Genomic DNA, 12,060 nt, shown 5'->3' on the forward strand with positions numbered 1-12,060 from the left:
AATTCATTCAAAGTCATTTGTTCATGTTCTTCCATTATCGGGCGATTGCCTGTTGGCGTTTGGCTGCCGATTCAGCCGGGGTGATTGCTTTGATGGACATACCGTCTCTCACGGATGTTCCCACTCCTTCAACCACGATGCGGTCCCCGATGTTTAGCCCGGAGGTGACAACATAGTTTTTCCCGTCGTTAATGGGTAGTATGGTGATCTCTCGGGTTTTTACAACAGAACTGTCTGTTACAACGAAAGCGAATTTCTTATCTTGGATTTCCGAAGTTGCCTTTTGGGGAATAATGATTGCGTTGTCTGATTCCTCCGGCAACAGGATAACTCCTGATCCACCGCTACGCAAGATCCCGTTCGGGTTAGGGAAGGTGGCACGCACGCTGGCAGAACCCGTCGTTTGATCAATTACCCCGCTTAACGTTTCTATCTTGCCTTTTTCGGAATAGATTGAGCCGTCAACCAATTGTAATTCCACTGCCGGCATCTGGTTTAATACTCCTTGGGTAGCCCCGTTGCTTTGACGGGTTAGTTTGAGAAGGTCTTTCTCGTTCATGGAGAAATAAACGAACATCTTGGAATTGTCTGATACCGTGGTTAACGGTGTTGCCATACTGGGGCTAACGAGACTACCGACACGATAGGGTATCTTTCCGATAACTCCATCCGCGGGGCTGGAAACTTGCGTGTAGGACAGGTTTTTTTCAGCGTTGATTAACTGGGCTTCAGCTTGGGCCAAATTAGCTTTCTGTTGTGCTAATGTGTTTTCTGCCGTTTGTAATTCGTACTGGCTGATAATGTTTTTTTGCGCCAGCATTTTTTTATTCTCGGCGGTGAGCGCCGCTGTTGCAACTCCTGCTTCTGCAACCTTAACAGCTGCACGGGCCACGTTCACGGCTTCCTCGTATTGTACGGGGTCAATAACAAACAGCGTTTGACCTTTCTTTACTACCGAACCCTCATCCACGCATAACTTCGTGATGAATCCACTCACGTTCGGACGAATCTCAACGTCCTGACATCCCTTGATTGTTGCCGGATAAGAATTATTCAACTTTGATACGCTGGGCTCAATCGTGATGACTGCATATTCAGGAACTCCCGCTTGGTGTCCTGCCTGCTTGTTTTCGCAGGCAAAAAGAGCAGTTCCTAACATAATAACAATCAATCTTTGAGACAAAATAATCATTGACTTTTTAATTTTCATATGCTAGATTTTAATTAATTGTATTCGTGTATAACTTTAAAAACGCCTTATAAAAGGCGACACAGAGTCGAATAGACAAAAGGTATACCAAAATTGTAAATAGAAATGTAGATTTTATTTCTTTTATAGAAAAATTATACATGTGAGCAGTTAATTTTAAGTTTCTGCTCAATTTTACATTATCTTTGCCGAAAAGGTTTGGATCATGGAGGTTTTTATAAAGAAAATAAGGGAGGCTTACCCGTTATCGGATGAAACCGTTCGTTTATTGTTCGGTCACACGGAAAGAGTTGTTCTTCCTAAAGGAGAATTATTGATGCGGGAGGGAACGGTTGCAAAATATACTTATTTTGTAATAAAAGGATTTGCCCGAGGATTTTTCCATAAGGAGGATAAGGATATTACGATCTGGTTTGCCTCCGAGGGTATGTCCCTTTTGTCCATGAACGGGTATATGTTTTCAACTGCCGGGTACGAGAACGTGGAGCTGCTGGAAGAATGTGACCTGTTGAAAATATCAAACGAAACATTAAATCGTTTATTTGATTCCAATATTGAACTGGCAAATTGGGGACGACGGATGTCTGACGGGATTATATTGAAATTCGAGAAATTATTCATGGAACGTTATTTCATGTCGGCCTCGGAACGTTATCATTTATTGGTTGAACGGGAACCGGAAATTCTTAAGAAGGTTCCACTTCGTCATATCGCATCATTTTTGGGAATTTCTCAAGTGTCGTTAAGTAGGATCAGGGCGGGAATTCAGTAATTTTAGATTTTAAATTCTGATTGTACAAATCCAATGTTTCTTAATTTTATCATGTTTTGACTCGATACTATTTTTTACATATGTAAATTGAAAAGTCGGGAATTTTACAGACCTTTGGGGCCGTTAATTTAAAAAGCAGAAAATAAAATGCGGCAGTTGAAAGGTGTATTATTAGCGATGATTTCATCATCCACGTTCGGGTTGATTCCATTGTTTGCCCTTCCGGCAATGCAAGAGGGGGTGGGATTGGACTCCGTATTGTTTTATCGTTTTGCCATTTCCGCGGTGGTCGTGGGTGCCTATTTGCTTTTACGGCGTGTGGATCTTCGGATAACTTTAAAGGAGTTTGGAACGATGTTCCTGTTAGGAGGAGCGTATGCCTCTACTTCACTTTTTCTGACAGCATCTTACCTGTACATTCCTAGTGGGGTGGCCACAACGATTCATTTTCTTTATCCGGTGTTGGTTACCGCTATCATGATTGCTTTTTTCAAAGATAAAATATCACTCTCGGTAATCATTGCCACGGTACTGGCTATTCTGGGAGTCTATTTATTAAGCAGTGGTGAAGGGGAAGGAGTGACGAGTTTGAAAGGACTTTTCATGGTACTGTCGACCGTGGTGACTTATGCCATATATATCGTCGGGGTAAATAAATCCTGTATACAGCACATGGATGGATTAAAAATGACCTTTTATATGTTATTTTGTTGTACAATCATCTTTGGAGCCAACATTCTGTTAAAAGGGCAGGGATTGGATATGATGCCGAATGCGAATGCCGTGGTGCATATCTTTTTGCTGTCTTTAATCCCAACTCTTGTGTCCGATTTAACGTTAATATTGGCAATACAACACGTGGGATCAACCACGGCTGCTATAATGGGGTGTATGGAACCCTTGACGGCAGTAAGTATGGGAGTTTTGTTTTTGGGAGAACGTTTCGGGTTGGGGCAGATACTGGGAGTTGTTATCGTGCTGGTAGCCGTGTTCATCGTGATCCTGTCCAGTCATCCGGGACATTTTTCTATGAAACGTTTGATCCCGGCATTTATGAAAATAAGAAAATAAAATTAAAGATTCGTGTTATGGTAAATTTGATTAGAATAACGGAGCCGACAGATATTCGTTTACAAAAACTTATCCCACTCTATAAGGAGGCTTTCCCGGAAGAGGAGAGGCGAAATATCAAGCAATTGGAACGGTTGATTCGAGAAAAAACAGAGATGCATTTTAATGCCATAGAGACGGATGGTGTTTTGGCCGGTTTATTTATCTACTGGGATATGCGGGATTTTTATTACCTTGAACATTTAGCCGTTTTCACCCCAATGCGTAATCTGAAAGTCGGGCAACAGGTGTTGGATTATATCGCGGAACATTTAGACGATACGCGATTGTTGGAAGTGGAACCGACCACGGATGAGATGACCACTCGCCGGGTGAATTACTATCGTCGTAACGGGTATGAGATTCTCGACAAGACGTACATGCAACCTTCTTACGATGAAGACATTGAAGTCGGTAATCTTTGGATTATGGGGAACCGGAAATCCGATCGTTTACAGGAGTTCATAGAGCGGATAAAACAGGTGGCTTATAGGGAAAATCGATAATAATGAAACTTTCTTTAGGCGTGCTACTTATTTAATGATAACCTACACTTTCGCTAAAGTTAAACTATCCTTTCCTTTGATCACGAACATAGCATGAACACATCAAGTACATAGCATGAACATTGGTGTATGTATATGCTATGTTAGTGTCGTGTCTGTATTCCCTTGGTGTTTTAGTGTAAGGATAGAGAAGGGGCGGCTGAAAATTAAGTTTACTATAAGGGGAGGGAGGAAAAAAGATAAGGATCGATTTCTCGATCCTTATTTTGTAGCGGGAGCCTGACTCGAACAGACGACCTTTGGGTTATGAGCCCAACGAGCTACCAACTGCTCCATCCCGCAATATTAGTCAAAACATCTTCTGTTTTGCGTCTGCAAAGATAGTACATATTTATCGTGTATGCAAGTATTTCCTTCTTTTTTTAGAATAAATAAAATTAGTTGTCATGAAAGGAAAGAAAAACGGGAGCAACCATCGTTACTCCCGTTTGATATTTAGCGTGTTAGAAAATTACTTTCCTAACATTTCACATACTTCGTTGAATACACATTCTCCGGTGAATCCGAATTTCTCATCCAATACTTTGGCAGGGGCTGAGTATCCGAAGTGGTTTACACCGTGAATACGGCCATTGCAACCAACCAAACCTTCCAAGGTAACAGATAAACCTGCTGTCAGTCCGTATTTCGGTTTGTTAGCCGGGATAACTTGTTCTTGGTATGCTTGTGGCTGGTGACGGAACAAACCTTCAGAGATCACGGACACGATCTGTGCGGTGATTCCTTTCCGTTCCTGAAGAAGTTTGGCTCCTTCCACCAAAGTAGAAACTTCAGAACCGGAAGCAACTAACACGACATCCGGGTTCTCTCCGGTTTTGCATACCACGTAAGCACCTTTTTCCGCTTGTAAAGCCTCGTCATAACGATCTGTTCCCGGAAGATCCGTGATGTTTTGTCTGGACAGGATCAAAGCGGTAGGGGTGGAGGTGTTTTCCATTGCCATCTTCCAAGCAACGGAAGTCTCGGCTGCATCGGCAGGACGCAAAGCCAACAAACTCATCTTTCCGGAATGATTCTCTAATTTCTCCATCAAACGCAATTGGGCTTCATGTTCGATCGGTTGGTGAGTCGGTCCGTCTTCTCCCACGCGGAAGGCATCGTGAGACCAAACGTATTTCACCGGAACTTCCATCAACGCAGCCAAACGTACGGCAGGTTTCATGTAGTCGGAGAACACGAAAAAGGTTCCGCAAGCCACGAAGATACCCCCGTGAAGAGCGATACCGTTACAGATTACAGCCATGGTCAACTCTGCAACTCCGGCTTGGAAGAATGCCCCGCTGAAATCTCCTTTCACGAGGTTGCGGGCTCCACCTTTGATAAATCCGTCGGTCTTGTCAGAATTACTCAAGTCGGCAGAAGAAACGATCATGTTCTCTACCTGTTGAGCCAAGGCTACCAGCACGTCAGCCGAGGCGGCACGTGTGGCAATGTTTGCTTTATGTTGAATTGCTTTATAGTCAATTTCGGGAGCTTTACCGGATAAGAATTTGTGCAGTTTGGCTGCTAATTCCGGGTTTGCTTTTTCCCAAGCTGCCTGCTCTGCTTTTTTAGCTTTGGCGTAAGCCCGTTTTTCATCAAGTACTTTAGCGTAGAACTCGGCTACTTCCGGGAAGATCGTGAAGGGGTTTTGCGGATCGCCACCCAAGTTTTCAATCGTCTTTTCGATAGAAGCCCCGGCCCCGGTTAAGGGTTGTCCGTGAGTGGAAACTTTGTCGGAGAAATCTTCCCCGTTAGCACCCATGGCACCTTTACCCATCAAGGTTTTACCGATAATCAATGTCGGACGTTCTTTTTCGGCATTGGCGGCTTGTAATGCTTTGATGATCTCGTCAGCGTTGTTCCCGTTGATCGTGATCACGTTCCAGCCCCAAGCCTGATATTTGGCCGCGGTATCCTCGTGAGTTACTTCATTTACACGGGTAGATAACTGCACTTCGTTTGCATCATAGAACATGATCAGGTTGGATAATCCCAATGTTCCGGCAATACGTCCGGCTCCTTGTGAAATCTCTTCCTGTATGCCACCGTCAGAGATAAAAGCGTACGTTTTGTGGGCCATCCATTCTCCGAAACGAGCTACCAGAAAACGCTCTGCTATAGCAGCTCCGACAGCCATGGCATGACCTTGACCGAGAGGACCGGAGGTGTTTTCCACGCCTCGTTTGAAGTCCACCTCCGGGTGTCCGGGGGTTACACTTCCCCATTGACGGAAGTTTTTCAAGTCTTCCATGCTATACGTGCCGATCAGGCTCAACATAGAATACAACATCGGGGACATATGTCCGGGGTCAAGGAAGAAACGGTCCCGGTTTGCCCATGTCATATCATCCGGATCGAAATTCAAGAATTGAGAATACAACACGTTAATGTAATCAGCGCCACCCATTGCACCTCCCGGATGCCCTGATTTGGCTTTTTCAACCATAGAAGCTGAAAGGATGCGGATGTTGTCCGCTGCTCGATTAAGGATCTTATCCATGCCTATATTTTTTTGATGAAAATTTTAAATTTTCGGCAAAGGTATGCTTTTCTGTCGGGAAATCAAAGTATCTAAAAATTAAAAGCGTGATGGGTATGTCGATCATGAATCTACACCGTTTTTTCCCGGTTACAGGCCGTGATCAGTAGGGAAGTTGTTGCTAACACGCTGCCGATTCCCGCGACTCCGGCCCATCCGAACCAATGCCAGCAGGTTCCGGCAAGAAAGGTCCCCAAGGAGCCTCCGATGAAATAGGTCGTCATAAAGATCGTGTTTACCCGGTTGGAGGCGGAAGGGCAAAGTTCGAACAAAGAGGTCTGGTTACTGATCTGGATACATTGCATCCCGATGTCAATCAGGATGATGCCTGCAATAATGGCAATGTACGAGTTTTGTCCGGTATAAAGGATTGACCAAGAGAGGAGAATTAACCCGCAACCGATGAAGTTAAAACGTTGGACACCCACTTGTTTCACGTATTTTCCGACAAGTGAGGCAGATAAGGCCCCGGCAATACCACATAATCCTAACATCCCGATAATATTACTCCCGGCATGAAAGGGAGTTTGTCCCATTTTGAATGCCAGACAGGACCATAGCGTTAGAAATGAACCGAAACATAAACCGGCACGAATAGGGTAGAGGCGCACTTGCGGATAGGTTTTCAATAACGAGAAGAGGGATTTCATCAGTTCGCTGTATTTACCTTGGAAATTAGGTTGAATATCCGGTAGGACTTTCATAACTACCACAGAGCAGAGTAACATGAGAACGGCTGCAATATAGTACATTTCTCTCCACCCGAATATTTCTCCCACAAGCCCGCTGACTACCCGTGAGGCCAGAATTCCGGTTAAAAGCCCCGACACCACGATTCCCACGTTACGCCCCTTGTGTTCGGGTCGGGAGAATTGTGAGGCTATCGGGATAAAGATTTGCGGGACCATGGAACAGATACCTGTCACTAGTGAGGCTCCTAGAATTACGTTGATCGAGGGGGCCATGGCTATGGTTAAAAGGGAGAGGATCAGTAGGGAAAAGTTGATAATGATGATCTTTTTCCGTTGAAACAAGTCTCCCAATGGAACGATAAAGAGTAATCCTATCGCGTACCCGATCTGGGTTATCATGGCAATCAAGTTGGTATGAAATTCCGATACGTTCAGATCTTGACGTATCATGTTCAGCAAAGGCTGGTTATAATATAAATTGGCGACGGATATTCCGGCTACAATAGCTAACGTCCACAAGATGGAGGCCGGTAAACCACCGTTTTCTTTAAGTGTCTGTTTCATGCCGCAAAAATAAGCATTGAAATCAGAATATTTACCACTTCGTGTAAGGATATTTTGTCAACATGGCGTTATAATACCGATTGTCTCCGGTCACCTCTTTATCAAGCCACGCAGGTTTCGTGAAATTCTCATTTTCTGTTTCCAATTCAATCTCTGCCATGACTAATCCTTCATTCTCCCCATGAAATTCATCCACCTCGAAGGTATGTTTTCCGGATTTAACAAGATAACGGATTTTGTCGATAACACCGGGTTCGCAGAGCTGTAGCAATTCTTCCGCTTCGTTTAAAGTAATTTCTTTTTCCCATTCATAACGGCTGATTCCGGAGTGATTCCCTTTCCCCTTGATCGTGAGAAATCCCTGCTCTCCTTTGATTCGTACTCGGACAGTACGTTCCGGTACGGAAGAGAGGTATCCTTGTGTGATGCGGATCGATTGGTATGCTTCCGGTTTGAAATCTCCTTTCACTAAGAATTTACGTTCAATTTCTTGAGCCATTTTTTAAGTTTAGAGTTTAGAATTTAAAGTTTAGAGTTTAAGGCGGGATATTATAGTATTCACTTTAAACTCTAAACTCTAAATTCTAAACTATTTATAAGTTCTTGTCCTTGTACATATTTTCCCACCAAGCGGGTTCACCTTTCAGGTATTTGGCAAAATAAGCCATGATGGTGTTACCCCAGATGATTCGTTGGTTGTAATCCACGACGGCATGATCTGCATTCTTGATTAATACGAGTTCCACGTCTTTGCCCAAGAGTTTCAGCGCGGTGTAGAACTGGATACTTTCACCCGTGGGTACGTTTACATCGGCCGTACCGTGCAACAAAAGCATGGGGGTTTTTACCTTGTCAGCGTTGAATAGCGGGCTTTGATCCACGTAGATGTCCTTTCGATTCCACGGGAAAGCATGAGCCGATGCGTTCGTGCTGTAACTATATCCCCAGTAGCCTTCACCCCAGTAACTGGAAATGGAGGAAATTCCGGCATGTGAAATGGCACAAGCGAAGATGTCCGTGCGGGTTTGCAGGTACATGGTTGTGAATCCACCGTAAGAGGCTCCCATGCATCCGACACGTTGTGCATCCACGAAAGGATGTGCTTTCAAGAATGCTTTCGTGCAGGCAATGATTTCGTCTGCCGTGATTTTACCCCAGTTGTTTTGATGACGGGCTGAAAATTCTTGTCCGAACCCGGTCGCACCAGAGGGTTGCATCACATATACAATATATCCATTCGCAGCGTATAGATTGAATGGCCATCTTCCTCCGAAAGTCCTTTCTACCGGGGTTGTTCCCCCGTAGTAATACACGATCATCGGGTATTTTTTCTTGGGATCGAAATTTGCCGGAAGATAATAGCGTCCGTCTATCGTGGTTCCTTTCTTGTAATTGTAGTCCCAGTCTTTTACTTGTCCGAATTCTATATTTTTGTATTGTTCACCTTGCGGATCGGCCCATTCCTGTGCATTGAGGGTTGCCAAGTCCAAGGTATAGACCCGCGTCGGGTAACTCTCGTCTGAGGCAGTGTAGATCCCGGTATTTCCGTTTTGAGCCAAACTGATCTTTTGTACGAGATCACCCGGACATTCTATTCTCGTGATTTTCCCGTCTTTCCCATACCGGAACAAGTAAACGTAATCGGTATCCCCGGCCACGATATAAATATTCCCGTCGGTATGCCAGATGTAGTTGGAGACTGCAGGATTGAAATCTTTTGTAATCGGAGTTACTTCTTTGGAATTTAAGTCATAAATGTATAGCTGCGTGTCGTATCCGTTCACGATCTGTCCTTTAGCAATCTTTACCCCGATTTGTCCGAAAGCGTCAGCCGCTCCGGCAATTAATAATTTTGAATCATCGGGAGAAAAGACACATTGAATGTCAACCAGACGGTCTTTCCAAAGCGTGTCAAGTTGATTCGTGCGGGCATTCAACAGGTAGACAGATTGTTTCCGGTACGGGTATTCGTTATAATCCGGTCGTCCGGTGCTGATTAAAATTTGGTTACCATCGTGACTGATGTCCATGATGGAAGTCGTTTGGTTTCCCCAAGTTAAGCGAGTATGTATGCCCGTTGCCAAATCATATTTGCATAAGAAATACCGATTGCGATAATAAGCCTGTCGATCTTCGATCCCGTCGAGTTTGCGGAGTTCCCATTCTTTCGGGGTGTAATTCTCATTTTTGTAATAGATAAGATAACTCCGGTCCGGTGACCACGAGAAAGAACTGATCGTCTGATCGTCCCGGAACAAGCGTTCCATCTTTTGTTGTTCGATGTCGTAGGTGTATAGGGAGTTTCCCGTTCCTTCTTTTATCAGGTAAGACAACTTGTCTTCTCCGGGTATCCAAGTCAAGTTACTGACATTGTTGCCGTAGAACGTGTACACGATCTCTTTGTCAGCAATTCTGTACACGTTCGTTATGGAACTGCTTTTACCTTTTATAATCTCACCTTCTGCCATGATCAGGTATTTTCCGCTGGGAGAAACCTGAATTCCTCCGATTCTGGGACCGTTCAGCACGTCCAGTATATTTTTCCCACGTTTGGGGGATAAGGTAAATTCCACCGGGGTATCCTTGAAATCGGGATCTGCAATAAATTGAGCTGAAAATAGTTTGTCGCTTTCTTTCGTTTGCAAACTTTTCACGATGATGGAGTGTTTTCCCGGAACCCATTGCAGGGTACATTCTTGGTTTACTGCTTCGGTTCCCTTGTGGCTGGTATACGTGATTTTTTTCACTCCATCCACGTAAACTTCGGCATTCCCATAAAATGAAAATTGCAGTTTCCCGCTCATCCATTGCGTGTTTTCGACGTAAACGGCATATAATCCGATTGCCGGAACGATACTTTTATTTTGGGAAATAACAATGTTATCATTCACGGTTGCAGTTTCCCAAGTGAGAGAGTGATATTGTAGTTCTTGTTCGCCCACGGCAGGGGTTAGGTTTTCGATATTAAACGTGGAAAGAGTTAATAAATCCGCTTGGGAAAATATTTTGTTTTCCACGTTTTTCATGTCCCCGAAAGCCGGAAACTCTACCGGGACGGGAGGTAATCCCATCCATTCCCTGACTGTCTGCCCGTGTAACTGCATGGTACAGATCAGCATGAATAAAAATAATAGTTTTCTCATTTTATTGTGTTTTGATCATTTGAATTCTCTTTCGCGAAAATATGGATTATATTTTAACTTGTAACCCTGTTGATTGTATCTTTTGGACTGTTATAAATATCTTTCTTGTAAATCAATGATTTATAAATAGATGCTTTTGTATCTGTTCGACATCTATTGCCAGAAAACGAAGAGGCTAACTTGCAAATACAGAGATGATAATAAAAAAGTGAGAAAAAAAGTGATTTTTTTATTACACCAAACGCACCCCAAATCGCTTTAGTATAAAAGCCAAAAAAGATGTTAAGCAAAGAAGAACATATAGCCCGGTTGATTTTCCTGCATATACAGGGAATGACGGACAATGTGCAGGAAAAAGAACTGAACGAATGGAGATCGGTTTCCCCGAGGCATGAAGAACTTTTTCAACGAATGTTGTCAAGCGAACACGTGGAAAAAAGTATTTCCCGTTTCGTGAAAACGGAAGAAGAGGAGGAGAGAGGATGGTGGCAACTCCAACAGAGAGCACGATCCGGTCGATCTGTTCGGAAGATAAAATGGTTCCCGTATGCGGCTGCTATTGTATTAATATTAAGCGTGGGAGGTGTTTTTTATTTTTCCGGGGATAAAGAACAAACCGAAATTCTTCCGATAGCTAAGAATGAGGTGCAAGTTCCCGGTTCCCGGGCCGTTTTGATTTTACCCGATGGGCGTAAAGTTGATCTGGAAAACGAGGTGTTACGTTCTGATCTGGCTCAGAGTGACAGTTTATTATTGGTTAGCGCCAGATCTTTAAAATACAGGGATATTGATTCTCCCGACACGACGGAAATTTTTCACACGTTGGAGATTCCACGGGGTGGAGAATATTTACTTACGCTATCAGATGGTACGATGATCTATTTAAATTCGGAATCAACGTTAAGTTTTCCCGTGAAATTTCAGGGTAAGGAGCGTAAGGTGTATTTAACCGGTGAAGCCTATTTTAAGGTGGCGAAAAATACGGAACATCCTTTTGTCGTGACAGCCGGAGAATTGGAAGTGCTGGTTACCGGAACTACTTTCGGTGTTCGGGCATATAAAGACGAAAAGGATATACAAACCACGTTGGAAAGTGGTCAAGTAACGGTAAGGGTGGAAGGTAAAAGTGTGAAACTTGTTCCGAATAAACAAGTGTTGTTTAATAAATCAACGATGGGGTTGGAAGTTCGGGACGTGGATGTCGATTTGTACTTGGCATGGGCGGACGGACGTTTGGTGTATGATAATTGTCCGTTGGAAAAAATCCTGACCGACTTGGGACGATGGTATAACATTGATGTATTCTATAGTCGGGATGAATTGCGTTCATACCAATTCTCTTTGAACATGAAAAAACACGAAGAATTTACTCAAGTATTAGAATTAATCGGTAAAACCGGAGAAGTACAATTTGAAATAAAAGATAACACGGTTATTGTAAAATAAAAAAGTAGCGCTGCTAACACTACTTTTCGTATTTCA

9 protein-coding genes and 1 tRNA gene are annotated in these 12,060 nt (G+C 43.6%); 4 read left to right on the forward strand and 6 right to left on the reverse strand.

Features of this window, described 5'->3' with window-relative positions; genetic code table 11:
• Positions 1 to 34 precede the first annotated feature (34 nt).
• Positions 35 to 1,210: an efflux RND transporter periplasmic adaptor subunit gene (locus R8806_RS03575; RefSeq protein WP_164719743.1), complete on the reverse strand. Its 1,176-nt coding sequence runs from the start codon at positions 1,208 to 1,210 to the stop codon at positions 35 to 37.
• A 205-nt stretch (positions 1,211 to 1,415) separates the two neighbouring features.
• Here R8806_RS03575 and R8806_RS03580 point away from each other — a divergent pair, with 205 nt between their 5' ends.
• The 3 genes from R8806_RS03580 to R8806_RS03590 all read left to right on the forward strand — a co-directional run bounded on the left by R8806_RS03580 (position 1,416) and on the right by R8806_RS03590 (position 3,598).
• Positions 1,416 to 1,982, forward strand: coding sequence for a Crp/Fnr family transcriptional regulator (locus tag R8806_RS03580; protein WP_124317726.1), 567 nt, complete (start codon positions 1,416 to 1,418; stop codon positions 1,980 to 1,982).
• Positions 1,983 to 2,129: 147 nt separating this feature from the next.
• Positions 2,130 to 3,053, forward strand: coding sequence for an EamA family transporter (locus tag R8806_RS03585; protein ID WP_124317727.1), 924 nt, complete (start codon positions 2,130 to 2,132; stop codon positions 3,051 to 3,053).
• Between the two features lie 17 nt (positions 3,054 to 3,070).
• Positions 3,071 to 3,598 (forward strand): GNAT family N-acetyltransferase, encoded by a 528-nt coding sequence (locus tag R8806_RS03590; protein WP_124317728.1) that lies wholly within the window; start codon positions 3,071 to 3,073, stop codon positions 3,596 to 3,598.
• Between the two features lie 269 nt (positions 3,599 to 3,867).
• On the opposite strand, the gene R8806_RS03595 is transcribed toward R8806_RS03590, so the two are convergent.
• From R8806_RS03595 to R8806_RS03615, 5 genes are all read right to left on the reverse strand, one after another.
• Positions 3,868 to 3,940, reverse strand: a tRNA-Met gene (locus R8806_RS03595).
• A 169-nt stretch (positions 3,941 to 4,109) separates the two neighbouring features.
• Entirely contained in the window at positions 4,110 to 6,140 is a 2,031-nt protein-coding gene (locus R8806_RS03600; protein ID WP_183312849.1) for a transketolase family protein, read from the reverse strand.
• 110 nt (positions 6,141 to 6,250) lie between these two features.
• Positions 6,251 to 7,435 carry an MFS transporter gene (locus R8806_RS03605; protein WP_124317729.1) on the reverse strand — a complete coding sequence of 395 codons (1,185 nt, stop codon included), beginning with the start codon at positions 7,433 to 7,435 and terminating at the stop codon, positions 6,251 to 6,253.
• A gap of 31 nt (positions 7,436 to 7,466) precedes the next feature.
• A complete protein-coding gene (locus tag R8806_RS03610) occupies positions 7,467 to 7,934 on the reverse strand; it encodes a CYTH domain-containing protein (RefSeq protein WP_124317730.1) in 468 nt (155 codons plus the stop codon).
• Positions 7,935 to 8,028: 94 nt separating this feature from the next.
• Entirely contained in the window at positions 8,029 to 10,578 is a 2,550-nt protein-coding gene (locus R8806_RS03615) for a S9 family peptidase (protein ID WP_229782890.1), read from the reverse strand.
• 279 nt (positions 10,579 to 10,857) lie between these two features.
• Here R8806_RS03615 and R8806_RS03620 point away from each other — a divergent pair, with 279 nt between their 5' ends.
• Positions 10,858 to 12,024 (forward strand): FecR family protein, encoded by a 1,167-nt coding sequence (locus tag R8806_RS03620; RefSeq protein ID WP_124316866.1) that lies wholly within the window; start codon positions 10,858 to 10,860, stop codon positions 12,022 to 12,024.
• The last annotated feature ends 36 nt before the right edge of the window (positions 12,025 to 12,060 follow it).

Origin of the sequence: Butyricimonas faecihominis, assembly GCF_033096445.1 — a bacterium.
In the GTDB taxonomy this organism is placed as follows: domain Bacteria; phylum Bacteroidota; class Bacteroidia; order Bacteroidales; family Marinifilaceae; genus Butyricimonas; species Butyricimonas faecihominis.

What these genes read in the sequence shown, in the direction of transcription:
- R8806_RS03575 (WP_164719743.1), bottom strand. Translation starts at nt 1,210, where the DNA reads ATGAAAATTAAAAAGTCAATGATTATTTTGTCTCAAAGATTGATTGTT.
- R8806_RS03580 (WP_124317726.1), top strand. Translation starts at nt 1,416, where the DNA reads ATGGAGGTTTTTATAAAGAAAATAAGGGAGGCTTACCCGTTATCGGAT.
- R8806_RS03585 (WP_124317727.1), top strand. Translation starts at nt 2,130, where the DNA reads ATGCGGCAGTTGAAAGGTGTATTATTAGCGATGATTTCATCATCCACG.
- R8806_RS03590 (WP_124317728.1), top strand. Translation starts at nt 3,071, where the DNA reads ATGGTAAATTTGATTAGAATAACGGAGCCGACAGATATTCGTTTACAA.
- R8806_RS03600 (WP_183312849.1), bottom strand. Translation starts at nt 6,140, where the DNA reads ATGGATAAGATCCTTAATCGAGCAGCGGACAACATCCGCATCCTTTCA.
- R8806_RS03605 (WP_124317729.1), bottom strand. Translation starts at nt 7,435, where the DNA reads ATGAAACAGACACTTAAAGAAAACGGTGGTTTACCGGCCTCCATCTTG.
- R8806_RS03610 (WP_124317730.1), bottom strand. Translation starts at nt 7,934, where the DNA reads ATGGCTCAAGAAATTGAACGTAAATTCTTAGTGAAAGGAGATTTCAAA.
- R8806_RS03615 (WP_229782890.1), bottom strand. Translation starts at nt 10,578, where the DNA reads ATGAGAAAACTATTATTTTTATTCATGCTGATCTGTACCATGCAGTTA.
- R8806_RS03620 (WP_124316866.1), top strand. Translation starts at nt 10,858, where the DNA reads ATGTTAAGCAAAGAAGAACATATAGCCCGGTTGATTTTCCTGCATATA.